Origin of the sequence: Shewanella sp. SM20 (genome assembly GCF_025654545.1) — a bacterium.
Lineage (GTDB): Bacteria > Pseudomonadota > Gammaproteobacteria > Enterobacterales > Shewanellaceae > Shewanella > Shewanella oncorhynchi.
In genome coordinates this window covers 82611-100541 of the sequence record NZ_JAKKRK010000008.1, presented here as the reverse complement: position 1 = coordinate 100541, position 17931 = coordinate 82611, and the positions used below count along the sequence as shown (strand labels likewise).

16 protein-coding genes and 1 pseudogene are annotated in these 17931 nt (G+C 44.0%); 9 read left to right on the top strand and 8 right to left on the bottom strand.

Going from position 1 to position 17931, the window contains the following annotated elements:
• The first annotated feature begins 9 nt into the window (after window positions 1-9).
• The 3 genes from L5M18_RS05525 (at window position 10) to L5M18_RS05515 (ending at window position 5470) form a co-directional block, all read left to right on the top strand.
• Complete coding sequence (locus L5M18_RS05525) at window positions 10-1752, top strand: toxin-antitoxin system YwqK family antitoxin (protein WP_263196169.1); 1743 nt, start codon at window positions 10-12, stop codon at window positions 1750-1752.
• Window positions 1753-1916: 164 nt separating this feature from the next.
• Complete coding sequence (locus L5M18_RS05520; RefSeq protein WP_263196168.1) at window positions 1917-4229, top strand: toxin-antitoxin system YwqK family antitoxin; 2313 nt, start codon at window positions 1917-1919, stop codon at window positions 4227-4229.
• A gap of 143 nt (window positions 4230-4372) precedes the next feature.
• Window positions 4373-5470 carry a calcium:proton antiporter gene (locus L5M18_RS05515; RefSeq protein WP_025008445.1) on the top strand — a complete coding sequence of 366 codons (1098 nt, stop codon included), beginning with the start codon at window positions 4373-4375 and terminating at the stop codon, window positions 5468-5470.
• Between the two features lie 29 nt (window positions 5471-5499).
• Here the strand turns inward: L5M18_RS05515 and L5M18_RS05510 are convergent, their stop codons facing one another.
• The 5 genes from L5M18_RS05510 to L5M18_RS05490 all read right to left on the bottom strand — a co-directional run bounded on the left by L5M18_RS05510 (window position 5500) and on the right by L5M18_RS05490 (window position 9758).
• Complete coding sequence (locus L5M18_RS05510; protein WP_263196167.1) at window positions 5500-6405, bottom strand: hypothetical protein; 906 nt, start codon at window positions 6403-6405, stop codon at window positions 5500-5502.
• A 164-nt stretch (window positions 6406-6569) separates the two neighbouring features.
• Window positions 6570-7538 (bottom strand): D-alanyl-D-alanine endopeptidase, encoded by a 969-nt coding sequence (pbpG, locus tag L5M18_RS05505; RefSeq protein ID WP_105251600.1) that lies wholly within the window; start codon window positions 7536-7538, stop codon window positions 6570-6572.
• A 396-nt stretch (window positions 7539-7934) separates the two neighbouring features.
• Window positions 7935-8426 carry a GNAT family N-acetyltransferase gene (locus tag L5M18_RS05500; RefSeq protein ID WP_263196166.1) on the bottom strand — a complete coding sequence of 164 codons (492 nt, stop codon included), beginning with the start codon at window positions 8424-8426 and terminating at the stop codon, window positions 7935-7937.
• Between the two features lie 175 nt (window positions 8427-8601).
• Complete coding sequence (locus L5M18_RS05495) at window positions 8602-9321, bottom strand: LrgB family protein (RefSeq protein ID WP_219251214.1); 720 nt, start codon at window positions 9319-9321, stop codon at window positions 8602-8604.
• A 2-nt stretch (window positions 9322-9323) separates the two neighbouring features.
• Window positions 9324-9758 carry a CidA/LrgA family protein gene (locus L5M18_RS05490; protein WP_006082862.1) on the bottom strand — a complete coding sequence of 145 codons (435 nt, stop codon included), beginning with the start codon at window positions 9756-9758 and terminating at the stop codon, window positions 9324-9326.
• Between the two features lie 122 nt (window positions 9759-9880).
• Here L5M18_RS05490 and L5M18_RS05485 point away from each other — a divergent pair, with 122 nt between their 5' ends.
• Window positions 9881-10771: a LysR family transcriptional regulator gene (locus L5M18_RS05485; protein WP_263196165.1), complete on the top strand. Its 891-nt coding sequence runs from the start codon at window positions 9881-9883 to the stop codon at window positions 10769-10771.
• Window positions 10772-10779: 8 nt separating this feature from the next.
• Here the strand turns inward: L5M18_RS05485 and L5M18_RS05480 are convergent, their stop codons facing one another.
• Window positions 10780-11598 carry a hypothetical protein gene (locus L5M18_RS05480; protein ID WP_263196164.1) on the bottom strand — a complete coding sequence of 273 codons (819 nt, stop codon included), beginning with the start codon at window positions 11596-11598 and terminating at the stop codon, window positions 10780-10782.
• A 433-nt stretch (window positions 11599-12031) separates the two neighbouring features.
• Here L5M18_RS05480 and L5M18_RS05475 point away from each other — a divergent pair, with 433 nt between their 5' ends.
• From L5M18_RS05475 to L5M18_RS05465, 3 genes are read left to right on the top strand one after another with little or no spacing between them, the layout of a single operon-like run.
• On the top strand, window positions 12032-12766 hold the full coding sequence (locus L5M18_RS05475; protein WP_263196163.1) for a basic amino acid ABC transporter substrate-binding protein: 735 nt from the start codon (window positions 12032-12034) through the stop codon (window positions 12764-12766).
• A 7-nt stretch (window positions 12767-12773) separates the two neighbouring features.
• Window positions 12774-13454, top strand: a complete 681-nt coding sequence (locus L5M18_RS05470; RefSeq protein ID WP_063883787.1) for an amino acid ABC transporter permease — start codon at window positions 12774-12776, stop codon at window positions 13452-13454.
• The gene (locus L5M18_RS05465; RefSeq protein ID WP_028761645.1) at window positions 13447-14172 is read left to right on the top strand and encodes an amino acid ABC transporter ATP-binding protein; all 726 of its coding nucleotides are present in this window, start codon (window positions 13447-13449) and stop codon (window positions 14170-14172) included. Before L5M18_RS05470 ends, L5M18_RS05465 begins: the two co-directional genes overlap by 8 nt.
• Before the next feature lie 546 nt (window positions 14173-14718).
• On the opposite strand, the gene L5M18_RS05460 is transcribed toward L5M18_RS05465, so the two are convergent.
• Entirely contained in the window at window positions 14719-15789 is a 1071-nt protein-coding gene (locus L5M18_RS05460) for a hypothetical protein (RefSeq protein WP_263196162.1), read from the bottom strand.
• A 55-nt stretch (window positions 15790-15844) separates the two neighbouring features.
• A pseudogene (locus tag L5M18_RS23470) lies at window positions 15845-15940 on the bottom strand (transposase); the annotation flags it as partial.
• Between the two features lie 208 nt (window positions 15941-16148).
• On the opposite strand from L5M18_RS23470, the gene nfsB reads away from it, so the two are divergent.
• On the top strand, window positions 16149-16802 hold the full coding sequence (nfsB, locus tag L5M18_RS05455) for an oxygen-insensitive NAD(P)H nitroreductase (protein ID WP_263196161.1): 654 nt from the start codon (window positions 16149-16151) through the stop codon (window positions 16800-16802).
• A 333-nt stretch (window positions 16803-17135) separates the two neighbouring features.
• Entirely contained in the window at window positions 17136-17780 is a 645-nt protein-coding gene (locus tag L5M18_RS05450) for a DNA-J related domain-containing protein (protein WP_006082872.1), read from the top strand.
• Window positions 17781-17931: the final 151 nt, after the last annotated feature.

The following is a 17931-nucleotide window of genomic DNA, read 5'->3' as shown; positions in this document are numbered from 1 at the left end:
GGAGCGGTTATGCGTCTATTTACAGTAAAACTGCTCCTTGGAGCACTGGTACTTATCTGTATCACTATCAGTGCCAATGCCAATGCACAAAAGGTGTTACTCGATGCCCATTGGAAGGTTGTCAAAGATGAAAAACAGGCTCAATACTATCTAAAACAATCGACCGAAGTTATCGACGGAAATTATAAGGCTGAGGTTTATTACAAAAACAAAGATATGCTTTTCTGCGCCAGTGCCCTCGCCGATAACAAAATCGGTAAAACCCTCACAAGCGAACAATTCCGCGGTGCTTATCAATGTTACTTTGAGGATGGCAAGCCGTACGAGCACGGCTTTCGCAATGGGCAAGGTCAACTTCATGGCTTGCTAAAAAAATACATTGCCACCGGCCAATTGTATGTTGAATCGCACTATGAAAATGGTGTGAAGCAAGGCCTCGAAACTGCTTATTGGAATGGCGGCAATATCCGTTACAAAGTGAACTTTCAAAAAGGCAAAGAAGTCGGCATCAGCGAACATTTTAGTCCTGAGGGCGAAGTTACCGCAAAAATCTGCAATGACCCGACCTGTGTGAGCCAATATTTTAATCTTGGCAAACTCAACCGCGAAACACATCGCGTTGATGGCCTATTGCATGGCACTGAGACAACTTGGGGCCTGAATGGGCAAGTCATCTCGACCCAAGAGTTCGTTAAAGACAAAAGGCAAGGTGACTATTTTGAATATTTTGACAATGGCAAAGTCAAGCGTCACTACCAATATCAAGCTGATTATCAGGTCGGTGAGCAACTGACTTATTATGAAAATGGTCAGATCAAATTAAAGGAAGTGACCAACGATAAAGGGGATGCCCTCCAATCCATCGAATACGATGAGCAAGGGCAAATAAAAAAAAACACCGACAGCAAATACCAAGGTAATCGCTGGGTTTATCGTAAGCAGCAGCGCTTTAGCAAGGGCCAACTGATTGAGAGCACAGAAAACGACATACTCAAAAACTGGTCACTCAGCGAAGACTACCAGCGAGGCGAGTTAGTGAGTCGCAGCGAGGAACTCGATAAAAAATTGACTGGCTTACATATTAAATCCTTCGGCCAAACTGATGTAAACACCGTTTCCCGCGAGTATTTTAACGAGGGCAAGCGTGAAGGCTCCTATGAAATGGTGAAAATCGACCATAAAACCGGTAAGCGTTGGGTGGCCGAGCAAGGTCAATATTCCAATGACAAGCCCTCAGGCAAATGGAAGAAGCAGCAAGAGGATACCAGCCTCACCTTTAGCTATGATGACAATGGTGAACTCCATGGCGAGTTTCGTAATGAGACAAGTTCAGGGCAACTGCTTGAATTAATAAATTTTAACCATGGCAACCCCGATGGATTAGTGCAACGTTACGCCAACAATGGTCAATTGTATGAAAAAGGCGAGTACCGCAATGGTCAACAGGATGGCGATTGGATATTTACCGATGGTGAGTACGGTTTCCGCCCAATACCCAATCCTGAAAGACGCTATTGGTATGGACGTTTCGATCTAGGCAAACAAGTCGGCCATTGGGAACTGCGCTCATCAGAGGACTATGTGCTCCAAATCGCGAATTATGATGAGCAGGGCAGGCTTCATGGTAAGCAATACGAGTTTGAGGAGCATGGCTGGATTGAAGTGATTAATAGCTACAATCATGGGCAGTTTTTAAATCAGGAAATACCGCCACCTGTGGTCACCTCTGACCCTGGTTTCCCGATGTTTTAGCTTAAGCATATTCGCTTAATCGATTAACTTAACCCTTGGCGCTGTGCACTGTATATAAGTGCACAGCCCGATAAATAAACTCAACAGCAAAAAATTAGGATTCTTGTATAGGCTGCAAACCGCGCGGCCTTAAGACCCAGAACAGAACAGAGCAAGGAATCAGCATGTTCAATACGTCATTTCGCTTTATCAGCCTCGCGATTGCGGGAGCCAGCTTAACCAGTGTCCATGTACAAGCAGCGCAAAATCTCTCCTCCATGATGGTCGAAATCCGCCAACAGGACGGAATTCCCAGCTATTACAATCTCGCCACTGGCATGCCCTTAAATGGCGATATCGCCATAGTGCGCGACAACCAAGGCTATACCTTAGGGCAGTTTTCCGAGGGGATCCCTAATGGTAAATGGCAAGTATTTCATACCAATAACAGCAAGCTAGTCGAAGGAAACTATCTGCAGGGTTATCAAGATGGCACTTGGCATATGTTCGATTTGAGCGGCGCAGTTACTGAGGAACAGCAATTTGCCAAAGGCGTGCCCACGGGCGAATGGAAAGAATACAACAGCAGCGGCCATCTCAGCCAAACGACGCGCTATCAAGACGGTAAAAAGGAGCAAGTAAAACGTTTCTATGCCAGTGGCAAACTGCAAGCCCAAGAAAGCTACCTCGATAATCTGCGCCACGGGAAATGGGAAAGTTTCTATGAAAACGGTACCTTGTCCCAAAGCCAGAGTTATGCGAACAACCAACTCTCAGGTTCTTATTTAGAACAAAATCCCAATGGACAAGCCACAGTGACGGGCCGCTTCGATGCCGAAGGCCGTCGCCAAGGAGCATGGGAAACCTTTTTCGATGACGGTACTAAATCGAGCAGCAGCCAATTTAATCTCAATCTGCTCGAGGGTGAAGAACGGACATTTTACCCCAATGGTGAACTCGCCAGCCGCTGCCAATATAGCGCTGGGCAACGCCAAGGGAAATGCCAGCAATTTAATGATGCAGGTAAATTACAAGTTGAAGAACAGTATGTTAATGGTGCATTAGACGGGCCACAACAATATTTTAATGCCGAGGGCATTCTCACCAGTGCTCTCAACTATAAACAGGATCTACTCGCCGGTACGCAAAAGTATTTTCACAACAACGGCCAACTTAGAGAATTACGTAACTACCAAGACTCAAAGCTGGCTGACAATGGCCAATACCCGCTTCATGGACCATCGGAGCGTTATGACACCGAAGGCAATTTGCTCGAAAAAAACCATTACAACATGGGAATTAAGGATGGCCAATTTGAGCGCTATCATGCCGGCAAGCTGCAATCCTCCGAGCAATGGCGACAAGGGCAGCGTCACGGTGAATCACGCCGTTACCACAACAATGGCAAGCTGCGGACGCTAGATCAATACGTTGAAGGTAAACCAACAGGGAAATCAGAAACCTATTTTGACGACGGCACAGTGAGTGAGCGCGGCGAACGTATCGATGGCCAATGGGTCGGAAAATATGAGTCATTTTACGATAACGGTAAACCTCGGGAAGTATCTCACTACGCACGGGATAAAAAAGACAATGCCAGTCGTTATCCTCTCGATGGCCATTTCGCCCGCTGGTATGCCAATGGTGATCCCAATGAAGAAGGCACATATCAAAACGGCAATAAAGAAGGCCTATGGATACAGTACAGCGAAAGCCTGAAACAACGGGAGCAAACCTTCGCCAATGGCAAACTTAATGGTAACTATACAGAGTATTACCACGGACGCCGCCGTGTGACAGGGGAGTATCTGGACGGCCAAAAAACCGGTCTATGGACAGATTATCGCTACGAAGAAAAAGACCCTACCTATGGCACAATCCCCGAGGGGAATATCCAGCAAAAAAGCCATTGGCAGGAAAACAAGCGCCATGGAATTCGCGAGTTTTACAGCTTTAAGCAAGTGGTTTACCGCTCAGAAACCTATGATAAAAATGACAAAACAGGCCCGTATGCCGAGTACTATCCCAACAATGGCCAGCTAAAACTCAGCGGGGCTATGGATAAAGGTAATCAAACTGGACTGTGGGAAAGCTGGTTTGAGGACGGGATGCAAGCTGCTAGCACTGAGTTTTTAGACGGTCAAAGCCATGGCCAAACGAAAGAATATTACAGTAACGGCCAACTCAAATTAGAGGCAATTTATGCTAAGGGTTCGCTTGATGGTCAAGTTAAACAATATCACCAGAACGGTAAGCCAGAACTCGTTGAAACTTGGGTGAAAGGCCAAAAAGAAGGCGATGCCAGCTATTACCATAACAATGGCAAGTTAGCCGAACAAGGCACTTATCTTAGGGATCGCAAGGAAGGTTTATGGCAAAGTTTTTGGCCTAATGGTGAAAAACGCACTGAAGGCAGTTATCTCAGCGATCGAGAATCAGGGGATTGGAATCATTATGATCAACTCGGCAAGCTGATTAAAACAGAACACCATGGCTAGCTTAAAAATGGGGTTTTAGATTAAAAAGCGATCTAGTTCAAACATTTATCCTTAACTCCAAATCTAAAGGAAGTTTCATGCAAAGTGTGCCATAACCAGTGTCTATACTAACGGCCTTTTTTTTCGTTTAGGACAAATTGCCTATGAAGACATTTATGAAAGACGAGTTAGCCCTGCTACTGGGAATACTGACCTTAGTATTCTTTAAAACCGGTGGCGATAGCTTACTCGCCGATGGCACCGCCCTCTCGACCTATATTCCCGTTTCACTCGCCCTATTGGGTGTAGTGACTTGGGCTATTTTCTCTGTGGTACGCCACTCAGATGCACTAGCGATTAAGCTTGGCGATCCCTATGGCACCTTAATCTTAACTTTATCGGTCATTTCACTCGAAGTGGTGATGATCTCCTCCGTGATGCTGACCGGAGAACCCAACCCTGTCATGGCGCGCGACACTATGTTCGCCGTCGTCATGTTGATCATCAATGGCTTAGTGGGCTTTACATTATTACTTGGCGGCTGGCGTTACCATACCCAGCATTTCAATTTAGATGGCGTAAAATCCTATCTCGTGGCGATTATTCCCCTCGCCCTACTCTGTTTAGTACTGCCTAATTTTACCGAAGGTGGCACTATTGGCGGCATGTCTAAAGCCATGTCTTGGATGCTGATCATTATTTCAATTCTGCTCTATGGCGTCTTTTTAGTGGTACAGACGAAGAGCCACAGCCATTTCTTTGTCGATGCCGATCATGAAGACCATGAGGAACACCACGGCATACTGCGCAGTAATGCTTACCATACGATTCTATTAATTGGCTACTTACTCGTGGTCATTTTGCTGGCAAAAACCTTAGCTATGCCCATCAATTACAGCGTAGCAACCCTAGGTGCTCCACAGGCATTAGGGGGCTTTATTGTGGCCTGCTTGATTTTATCCCCCGAAGCTGTGGGAGGCTTTAAGGCCGCGTTAAACAATCAATTACAGCGGGCAATGAATCTGTATTTTGGCTCTGTGCTCGCGACGATTGCACTCACAGTCCCTGCGGTATTAATTATTGGCAGCGTGATAGATCAAGAAGTCCATTTAGGCCTGTCACCCGCCGACATGGTACTGTTAATCACCAGTTTAATGGTCTGTAAGGTCAGCTTTAGTAGCGGTCGCACCAATGCATTGCATGGCGCGACTCATATAGTCTTGTTTATCGTTTACTTGTTCTTAATGTTTGAACATGCCTAAACTTTATTAAATCCAAGGCCGAGCGTGATTTATTTGCGTCTCGGCTTTACGCTTTTCTCATCCAGATTGACCCGCAGTAAGAGTACAAACCAGACTAAAGCGCCAACAACAAACCAGATAAAAATCCACACTAACTTATGGCCATTACGAGCCTCAAATGGCTCAAATTTGGGCATAAAAATCGTTTGATGTTCGGCTTGGTAAAGCGGACTTTTTTGTGCGGCGCTGAGCAACTCTGAACGAAGAGAGGATGGAGCTAATTGTTCAAGGTAAACAAAACTCTGGGGGTCCAACTCATTGAACTCATTTAGGGATTTAGCCAAAAATGCTTTGAATTGCGCTTCTTTCTCATTGGGTTCAAGTCGATTACTGATCTCCTGCTGATAAACTTTACCATACCAAGCGAGGGCCTTAGCATGCCAACTGTCTGCACGCTCGGCAAAAATCGGCATAGCGATATACAGCGCCATATTTAAGTGACTACTATGTTTACCTGTAACCTCTAGGCTTCGCTGCAAACCAATTTGCGTCTTATCAATATAAGATTGCTGTAACTTATAATACTGAGTATTTTCATGTAGATATAATTCTTGTATCGAAGCTAATTGCGTTAACTTACCCGTGGTAGTCTTGAGATATTCCTGCGCAACGATGCAAGGAACAGCCATTAATTGCACCGCGATCAATAAATAGAAAAAGCGCGAATTATCTTTAACAAACTTGAGTCGTTTTAGCCTAGGCCGGATATAAATGATCGACAATAGCCAAGACAGTATCTGCGGCAGCCACAAATTAACGATATCTTCATCTAGGCTAAAAAACTCAAGGTTAACCAACAACAGCCAATGGACAAAACTGTAACCAGAAACAAATAACAAGCTGAGAAATAAGAAGGGAAAATAGATAAGTTGAATTTTTTTTAAAAATACATCCACACGAATGTCATCCTTGAGAACATAAAATAACGACTATGGTACGCTCAAATCCATCATAAATTTATCAAAATTGAGTAGAAACTCAAAGCGTTAAAACATAAAGGCCAGATTGATTGCTCATCTGGCCTTTGTGTTTGTACTTTTATAAAGCTGCAACCGAGAAACTAGGTCTCACTCAACTTAGCTAATTGCTGCTGGCTACGTTGTTTCTTATATTGCTTAGCTTCAGCAGGAATAGGAGTGACTTTGCCAGTCTCTAGCCAGTTACGTAAACGGTTAGCATCCGCAATATGAGTATATTTGCCGTAGGCATCGAGCACGACAAATGCCACTTGGCGTTTTGCCATTTCAGTACGCATCACAAGGCAGTGCCCCGCAGCATTCGTAAAGCCTGTTTTGGTTAGATGAATATCCCAGTTATCTTTATAAACCAAACGATTGGTATTACGAAAATCTAAACTGTATCTTGGGTTGGCAAAGGTAACCGTCTTCTTCTCGGTCGAACTCAGCTGGCCTAGCATAGGATACTTTTCACTGGCCTTGAGTAAGACAATCAGATCACTGGCACTCGAAACGTTTTTATAGGATAAACCTGTAGGTTCAACATAGCGGGTATTTTTCATTCCCAGCGCTTTTGCTTTGGCATTCATCGCCTTAATAAAAGCTTTATGGCCACCGGGATAATGATGTGCAAGACTTGCAGCGGCACGGTTTTCTGATGACATTAAGGTCAGTAATAACATTTCTTTTCGGCTGATTTCACTGCCGATACGAACTCGAGAATAAACACCTTTCATTTCTTTGGTATCACGGATGTTTACCGCAAGCTTTTGCTCCATAGGTAACTTTGCATCCAGCACCACCATAGCTGTCATCAACTTAGTGACAGATGCAATTGACATTACTGCATTAGGATTATTGGAATAAAGCACTTCATTGGTTTTTAAGTCCACGACTATCGCACTACGTCCTGCAATTTCTTGCTTTAATGGTGCTTGCTTCGTTTTTGCTGTCGATTGAGTTTTGGTACTTTTATATGCGACAGAGGCCGAATCGGCTGAATGCGCTGTCGTGGCAACGGTGAGACTGCTGCACGCAAGAATAAAACTACTGAGCAGAAAACGGATCTTCATATAGATTTCACTGAATAGATAAGGGATCGATTGTGCTATGGCACAGGTTTTGGCTAAGTATAGGAGTTCTACAGTGAAAGAAATAGAATGCAATTAGACTTTTATCAGTAAGATCAGCACTTTCTTCTCAATTTTTTTATATAAAACCAGCTTAACCTGTCACCAATCCAGAGCAATAAAGCATCTAGATCTAGGCTTTTCAATTACAGTAGAGACAAAATCTTAGAAAGAGGCTTTTTTCAGTAGAATAATTTGAAATGAAAATAATGGGCGACTTTTTGCACTTTTAACAAAAGTCCCTATACAACAGTGGTTTCAAGCATCTAAATACGTCATTTTAGGCGAATGAAAGCGTTAACATACGCCCTAAAATGTCGCGTTATAGCATCTTATCCGCTAGCGTAAGACAAATTCGAGTAAAGCTTCAGTATCTTCACACTCTTGTATCAGTTGGTCTGTCAGCACAAAACCGTGTCTGAGCAGCACTCGCTGTGAAGCTAAATTATGTTTAGCCACATGGGCAAAGAGGGGTCTTAAACTGACTAAAGGCAAAAATTGCGCTAAGGTCTGTGTCGCGATACCTTTGCCCCAATATTCACGGTCAATCCAATACCCTATAAGCGCTTGTCCATCACTTTGCCAATGCCCAATATTGCCCACAAACTTGCCATCGACCACTATCGCCCTTGGTAATACATTCACTTGTCCAAGAATATTTTGATGCCAATGTTTAAAAAACGCTTCCCGATCCCGAGGAGGAAATTGAGCAAGCTGGTTAGCAATGGGATCGCTTTGATGCACAAAAATAGCTTCAAGGTCACTTTCAATAACCGGGCGTAAACTCACGCTGTATTGCGTGTTTGGTTGTTTGTCTGACTTACTAGACATAGGTATCACCATTAATACTATGTATTTCAACTTGGTACAGCATGCCACATTTTATGAAGGTAAGCTCAAAAAAAAAGCGCATAACCGAGAAGGAGTTAGCGCTCGAAGAGGCAAATTTGCCGAAATTGAGGTGTGTAAATTCAAGCCATAAAACTCACACGATAGCATTCAAAGCCTAGATAAAAATCAATGCAAAAACGGGTGCGCCTAATACCATAGCGATACCAATAAAAATCATAGTCAAACTGGCGATAACGCCCTCTTGCTTGCCGATTTCATTGGCTTTTGCGGCGCCCGCACCATGGGCAGATGCCCCTAGAGCAACACCTTTACCTAACGAAGTACGAATACGCATAAATTTGAATAAGGGATCGCATACCAAGATACCAATGACGCCTGTGATTAACACCATCATGGCCGTCAACTCAGGCACGCCGCCAAAGGCACTGGTCGCCTCCATCGCGAAGGGCGTCGACACCGAACGTACCAGCAAACTCTTAGATAACTCCACCGGCAAGGGCACAAACTTCACCAGCAGCCAAGAAGACATCATCCCCAAAAACAATCCCGCCGTCACACCTAACCCTATCGTCAGCGGATACTGGCGGATCAAGTTACGCTCACGATAAATCGGCAAAGCAAAGGCGATAGTCGCTGGCGCTAACATGGCCATCAACCAATGGGTGTATTCAAAATAGGTTGGCAGCGGGATCTTAAGATTAAACACCAATAAGGTAATCACTATTGGCGCTAACACTATGGGCGCTAACCACCAGACTCTATGGTACTTATAGAGACGCTTGGCACCGAAGTAACAGAATACGGTCAGCAATAAGCTGAATAAGGCTAATCCCGTCTGCGACAACACAAAATCCACCACTTTTGAGTCAGTCATCATTAAGCCGCCTTAGCGTGGCGACGGGCTTGCTTTTTGATGTTCAGTTGGCGCTCAAAACGAAACACTCTATCGACCACAAAACCTGTACCAAACATCACACACACACTGCCCATCACTAAAGTGAACAATATATTGGTGCCGTATTGCTCAAACAAACCTTCGTACTTAATGACCGAAATCACTGGCGGGATAAAAAACAGCAATAACTCACCAATCAACCAAGCGGCGCCCAGTTGTACGGCATTTTCTGGAATGAGTTTAAAACCTAATAAAAATAAGAGTATGCCTAAGCCAATCACACTCCCAGGAATAGGAGAATGTGCCCAAGTGGCGAACCAATGACAAGCAAAGGACAGTAAACAGAAGAGGCCGATTTGGGTTAATAACAAAGCCCAATGTCGACACTGACGTATTGCGGCTTGTGGGAATGACATGATTTTCTCGGTTAGAACAAAGTTTTCTATGGGGCTATTCTAGGCTTGCTTATTTGATAAAAAAAATGAATATTAAGAATGTAATACATGAATTTTAAGAATGCATTTAAAGGTGAAGCCCAATGGACCTCAAAGTTATTCGCTATTTTATCGAAATCGTCGATGCCGGAGGCTTTGGTAAAGCCAGCGATAAAGTCCACCTCACCCAACCTGCGTTATCAAAAGCCGTACGCCAGTTAGAACAAGAACTCGATCTCACCTTACTTGAGCGCGGTAAACGCGGCACCCAAGTTAAACTCACTCCCGCAGGCGAAGTCGTTTATCGACACGGTAAAGACCTGCTCGCCGGAAGGCAACGCATGCTCGCCGAACTCACGGCGCAGCGCAGCTTAACCGCAGGCGAACTCAATCTGGGATTGGCTCCTCTAGGTAGTGCCGAAATTTTTGCCCCGATTATTGCCAAATATCGCCAGCAATATCCGCAGATAGAGATGCACTTACTCGTCCGTGGCGGTGTAGAGCAAACCGCGGCAATCCAAAAGGGCGAAATTGAACTAGCCACTGGGATTATTGATTTTGATGAGGGCTATGACGGCATACGCGTGTTTAACGATCCTATGGTAGTGGTACTGCCTAAGGAAAATCCGTTATCCACCCGACAGATATTATCGTTTAGCGATCTCAGTGCCGACCCTCAGGTGATGTTCGAAACTGAATACACCCTCTATCAATTAGTGCTCAATGCCTGCAGACACGCCGGATTTGTCCCTAAAAACATTACCCGCGTTAGCCAAGCCGATTTCGGTATTGCCTTAGTCGCCGCGGGCACAGGGGTGATGGTATTGCCGCGCTCCATCGCGCGGCGCTACAGCGTGCCCGGCGTCGTAAATATCCCTCTGGCGAGTGACGAGCTGCGCTGGGAGCTATCCCTCTTTTGGCGCAAAGACCAAGTATTGTCCTTCGCGGCTCAAGCCATGATCGCCTTAGTCGAGAAGCACTTAACCCATAAATAACCCTATTCTTACCAAGGAACCACTAAGCTTAAACGCACTAGCGTATCTCTATCCCATGGCAGAATAGGCAAATACTCAGCCGAGTTAACATCGACTTTGGCATAGTGGTCTAAATTGTATTGCGTGTGATCAGCGCTCAGCATTAACACGCTATTAGGCCGCCAAAAATCGGTTTGGTAACTCAGTTCAAAGCGATATTGATTCTCTAACCATTGGTCTTCGTCTTGCCAGGTTTGTGCGGCAACCTGTATATGTAGCTTAGGCGTCACATTAGCCCCTACACTTCCCATAAAAGTATAAGCAAACGTACCATTGCCAAAATCGCCACGATCGTAACCTCGAGTTCTAGGCACATCATCATCGATTTCGAGATAATAATAACCCGCCCCCGCCTTGAACTGGGCCTGTAATGCTTGCCCATCAAAGTTAGCTGTCAGCCCAGGAAATACCTTAGCTTGTTTCTCAACCGAGCTAACGGTATTACGCTTTCCCTGTAAATCGAACTGCCAACCAAATGAAAACGCGGGATTAACACGATAAAGTTCACCGCTCGCGGCATAGGCAGACTTAAACCACACAGGGATGTGGTCAGGGTCGAGTTTATCGACATCTACGTCTATATAGGCATCCAGCGCCGCCGTCAGCAAAATATCGCTTTGGGTTTTATGTTCTAACAATAGACTCGCATTCACCCCTAAGGTGTGAGAATCCTCGACCACAAAATCATGGCTGCCTAAGCTGTAATGCCACTGAGTTTGCTCTTCGCCCTGCAGTGCACTCGATAAGCACAGGGCTAAACACACTAATGCTGAGTTGAGATAGTTCACTTTTGACTCCTGAAACATCGTTTCTAGCTTAATAATCAAATCAGCCAGAGGATTAAACTGCATAAAATAGGAATAACACCAACTAAGGTTGCCGTTAAAGAGCGGCTAAACTAGCCAATTTAATCAAAAAATAATAGGCGATAGTTCAAATTATGACACTCTCATTGAGAAGCCGCTAATAAACACCACAGAAGTATAGATAGCCAAAAACCTAACAGTAACAATAGTTATAGACCAAGGCACAATAATTCAACCCAGAAAAAACAACTTACACACAAATTTGTACAGGAAAGCAGCGCCCCTCAATCTTGCGACTGAAAATCGCAAAACAGAAATGAATTTTTAATCAAATTAACAGCATAATTATTGACACTTAATGCTCATCTGCCTATAGTCGCCACACTGATAGTGAAATCGAACAAGAGAGTCTTAAATGAAAAAATCCATGTTATTAGGCGGCCTGACCTTAACTGCCACCTTGTTGTTAGCTGGATGTGGAAAAAGCGATGACGTATTAGTCGTTGGCACTAATGCCGCCTTCCCTCCTTTTGAATATGTTGGCGGCCAAAGTGGCGATGAAATCAAAGGCTTTGATATCGATCTGGCCAAGCAAATCGCTAAAGATGCGGGCAAGACACTGAAAGTCGAAAACATGAAATTCGATTCACTGATCGTCGCACTCAACTCAGGCAAGATTGATTTTATCGCCTCAGGTATGACGATAACCGCTGAACGTCAGGCCAACGTAAACTTCTCTGAGCCTTACTACGAAGCGACTCAAGTCGTACTAGTCAACAAAGATAACGATAGTATTCATACGCTTGAAGATATTAAAGACAAACACTTTGCGGTGCAGTTAGGCACAACTGCTGACATAATGTCGAAGAAATACACCCAAAATATCACCGCCTTTAATACGGGTTTCGAAGCCATTATGGAGCTTAAAAATTCAAAGGTAGATTTAGTGTTATTCGACAGCGAACCTGCCGCTAACTATCTGGCTAAAAATCCTGAATTAAAGATGATCAAACTGGATTTTCCTGCTGAGTTTTATGGCTTCGCCGTGTCTAAAGAGCAGCCTGAACTGTTGGCGAGCATCAATAAAACACTGGCTAACATGAAAGCCGACGGCCAATATCAGACGCTCGTTTCTGCCCATATAAAGTGATATCAGCATGATAGACGCAATTAATAACTCGCTGTTCAGCCCAATTGGCGAAGACGGCATGATAGGTATACTGCTGATATTAAATGGTTTGAAGGTGACGTTAATCGTCACTTTCTTCGCCATGTTATTAGGCGCAGTGTTAGGCATTGGCACCACTTTTATGAAGATGTCGTCTAAGTGGTATATCCGCTTCCCCGCCAATCTTTATGTCGGTGTTATCCGTGGCACGCCAGTGGTTGTGCAGTTAGTGATCCTTTACTTCATCGTGCTTTCAGCCTTAGATGTCGATAAGATCACTGCCGCCATTATCGCTTTTGGTCTCAATAGCGGCGCGTATATTTCTGAGATAATCCGCGCGGGGATTCAAGCCGTTGATAAAGGTCAAACCGAAGCGGCACGTTCACTTGGCTTGTCCCAAGCAATGACCATGAAATCGATTATTCTGCCCCAAGCGATTAAGAATATTCTGCCCGCACTTGGTAATGAATTTATCGTGCTCCTCAAGGAAACCGCCGTTATTGGCTTTATCGGTGGTGTTGACCTTATGCGCGCCGGTGAAATCATCCGTAGCCGTACCTTCGAGGACAGTGTGCCCTTATTTACCTGCGCCCTTATTTACCTATTCCTGACCTACAGCTTCACGTTTGTGCTGTCGAAATTTGAAAAGAGGTTGAAACAAAGTGATTAAAATAACCAACCTGCATAAAAACTTCGGCGATAACCAAGTGCTCAAGGGTATTAGCGAGCATATTCGTCAGGGTGAAGTGGTGAGTGTGATTGGCCCAAGCGGCAGCGGCAAGAGTACCTTTTTGCGTTGTATCAATCTGTTAGAGCAGCCAAGCCAAGGCGATATTGAAATTGAGGGTCAATTGATCACAGCGCCAAACGCCTGCGTCGATAAACTGCGGCAAAAAGTGGGCATGGTGTTTCAAAACTTTAACCTGTTCCCCCATAAAACCGTCATTCAAAACATCACCTTAGCACCCATCAGCCTAAAACTGATGACGCCAGCTCAGGCCGAAACGAAAGCCCTCGACCTACTGGCACAGGTTGGCTTGAGTGACAAAGCCAATGCCTATCCCGCTAGTTTATCGGGCGGCCAAAAGCAAAGGGTCGCCATTGCCCGCGCATTAGCGATGGAACCAGACTTGATGTTATTTGATGAGCCGACATCGGCACTCGATCCAGAAATGGTCGGCGATGTGCTAGATGTGATGAAAGACTTAGCGCTAAAGGGCATGACCATGGTGATTGTTACCCACGAAATGGGCTTTGCGCGGGATGTATCCGATCGCGTGATCTTCATGGACGGCGGCTATGTAGTCGAATCTAGTCCGCCAGATGAGCTATTTAGCCACCCGAAAGAAGCCCGTACCCAAGCGTTTTTAAGCAAAGTATTACGCTAGCTGAAGCGGATTCAGTTAAATTCATCATTGGGGATAGGGGCGGATTGCCATCTTGCATAACTCTCTGGCTTGCCTTTTTAGTACTAACGTAACCAGTAGATTTGAAAGAGATACATAAAGCGCTTTGGGATAAAAGTGCATTGGAAAATGTGCACGAATAGTAAGATGGAGTGACTTATAACTTAAGCTGTTGAGAACTGAATGCATAGGCCCCGACTTAGAGGTTTGCCATGGCATTCGCTCATCGACTCGCAGCCAGTCCATCCGTGGATGCTCGACCGCCCCGTCCATGGGGCGGACGGTCGTCTCGCTAATCACCATGGCTCACCTTTTGGCATTAGCGTAATCTGTAGATTTAAAAGCCTTACGCAGCACGCTTTGGGACAGAAACGTGATAGGCTCTTTGCTCTAACTCGTCAGTTTCGAATTAAAATTTCTATGGGTTTAACGCTGAGTTAAAGAGCCGAAAAAGCGTAGCTTTTTAGGTCCCAATGAACAACGCGAACGGTTGTCAACGCTTTGTTAGTTGCATTGCAGAAAGAAATTTCAACAACCTTCCTGAAGTATCTCCCTATATTCATCACTGAACCTTAATTCAGCGAAAGGATTATCTAACCTTTTCACCTGATCTATCTTGGGTTTAATTTCATCCCAGATATCTATGATGACTCGATGATATTTTTTCATACCGGGCCTTTGAAGGCTCCCTGAAAGGAAGAAATCTTCAGGCACTCCAGACTGCATATTTTTCCTCAGCCAGAAAATCCCTACAGAAAATGAAGACCAAGAAGTAATGTTTATAAGATCGAGACGACTCATATTTGAACCATTCGATTTCAGCAACTCTTGAGTAGAGTAAAATTCAAAAAAAAGAGGCATTGTATTTTCAAGCCTAATCAAAGGTGGAGGGTGACTACCTTCGGGTATTTCGGTGCTTGAATATGATTTAATACCATGAAATCTGTAAAGGACCAAAGCTAAAGCCGATGAGAAGGTCTTTATTTCATTTTCGAGTTCGTCGCTTTCAAAGTGACGCAATAAAGCGCTGAGTACTGATATAGTTGCAAAATAATCAGCAGCCATCTCAGTAGCGTGAGAAACCGCCGATGATTTTCCTTTGGTACTATTATATTTTTCATTGTCGTAGGAAGAGCAATCAATAACATCTGTACTTCCACTACAATCATATAATTTTCTTATATATCCATGTTCTTGAACCAAATGACCTAGCTCATGAAAGAAGATCCACGTTAGGCCACTGATAAACATATTTTTGCAGCAATGTTCTTTCTGCGATTCAGATGATAGGGATTTGGGATAATCAAAGCCTTCAAACCAGATATCAAATTTATCGTTATCAGCACCAAATTTAATATATTCGTAATAGTCTTCAATATCACGATAAAGCAATGTTGCGGTATCATAAGTCAGCTCTATATGATGCAGAGGCGGTTCTTCTACAGAGGACCTGACAGAAGCACAAGCATAAAAAGACCTTTTAGTGCTCCATTTTACAGATAAATTACCGTTCAAATCTTTGTATATCCCCTCGTTTAAATCACCAGATATTGTTGAAAATACATCACAAGCGAGCTCAATTATTTCAAATTTTTCCAACTTTTATTCCTTAAAGTCAACCATGTATAGAATTACCTCAAGAGTAACTAACGTCTCAATAACCGGTGCAGCTTTGCTGCGTACCCACGGGGCCATGAAATAATTTACCAAACTCTGTAGTGAGCTTAAGCCAATTGTCATGGTTAATATTGTCAGTAACTTAGCAACGAATTCACAGAATCCCTATCTAGCACTTCAATTAAGCTTCTTTGTGTTTCAATCATTCTCATCACTTACTCTAAAGCCAGTTTCAAAAATTTTTTGAAACTAATACCTGCCTTGATCACATTGTTTTTTACTTAAACCTGCTTAAAATGCTGCCATTGAATTTGTATTCCTTAATGATTTGGAGCCGTTACATGAGTGATTTAAGTTTCTTCGCCAAAAAGCGCTACACCACTAAGGCCTTTGATCCAACTAAGACGATTCCTGCGGATAAAATATCAGAAATCAAAACCTTATTGCAGTACAGCCCATCATCGACTAACTCACAGCCTTGGCATTTTGTGTTAGCGAGTACGGCGGAAGGTAAAGCGTTAGTTGCCCAAGCGACCGAAAACTATGCGTTTAATACCCAAAAAATTCTCGATGCTTCCCATGTACTCGTACTCTGTGCTCGTGCTCAATTAGATGAAGCACACTTACTGCAAGTACTCGAGCAAGAAGCGAAGGATGGCCGTTTTGCTAATGAAGAAGCCAAGCAAGGCCAACATAATGGCCGTTCTTTCTTCGCGAATATGCATAAATTTGAGCTGAAAGATGCCCAGCATTGGATGGAAAAACAAGTCTACTTAGCGCTTGGCACTTTAATGCTCGGTGCAAGTGTATTAGATATTGATGCGTGTCCGATCGAAGGTTTTGATGCCACTAAAATGAATCAAGTCCTAGGCTTAAGAGAGAAAGGTCTATGTGCCTGCGTGGTTGTCGCCTTGGGTTATCACTCAGAAAATGATTTCAACGCTAAATTGCCTAAGTCTCGCTTAGATCAAGAAGTGATCTTCACCGAAATCTAGTCCTTCACTCTATGTAAAAATAAGCATGCCCTTGATTTTATGTGATATAAATAAGGGCATCATGTCTAAAACTAGCCCTCTCTTAACTACCTTCCCCTAAAACTTAACTGCTGTTAACGGCTTATTTACGCCGAGAAACCATCTAAAGTAGGAGTAAACCATCACGGTATTGCTCTAAAATTCATCTTTGCCTACACTTTGGCTCTGTGGCATAGTTTGCGGCTCAACTTAGTGAATGATCATTTATCGTCGCCTTTCGAGTCATCTTTGTTGCAGCACAGCGGTTTTATCGGCGCATTGGTAACACTCACAATTTAGGATGGGACAGTCAGTATGTTATTTGCCAAACCCTCACTCACTGAAGAACCTCAATCGATTCGAGTTGCAAACACTAAGGGCGATAACCCACTGATTTGGCCGTTGCTTACGGTTTTACAAGCCTCAAATCAAAGTTGGAAAATCCATCACTTAGCCACTGAATTACAAACCCAAGGGCTGATCCACCAGCTTGATGAAAATCCGGGTAACGATTTATTCAAACGTAACTTCCTACTGATGAACGCCCTGTTTGAACTGCAGGAAATATTACTGCCCAAGCAATGGCTACAAGTCAAAGCCATGGAAATTCAAATCTTCCGCTTAGTACCATCAAACGTTAACTTACTGATAATGCAAGATACTTCCCTGCGTGAGTATTACCTCGATTGGAATAACTACGACACTAGCGAAAACGTAGTACGAGAATTACTTGAGGCATTCTGGAGCAATTATAAGAGCTATATTGGCTTAAATATCAATCTGATGAACAAAGGTAACGCGCTGCGAGTTTTCGAATTAGACGAGAGTGCTACCGCCCGTGATATCCGCAAGCAATGGCGTCGTTTAGCACTCAAATGGCACCCAGACAGGCCCGATGGCGATGCGGCGCGTTTTCGCGAGGTGTGCGAAGCTTGGCAGTCGCTTAGGGATATTGCGTAAGAATTTAGCCAGTGGTGATGCAGAACTGGGCTTTAATCAACATGCACCGACTTAGCGATGCGATCCTGTCTACAGTCCTGCCAAATCTAAGGTAAAACTTCCATTGAGATCACAGATTTAGCCTACTAGCTTCATGCTAATTCAGTCATAA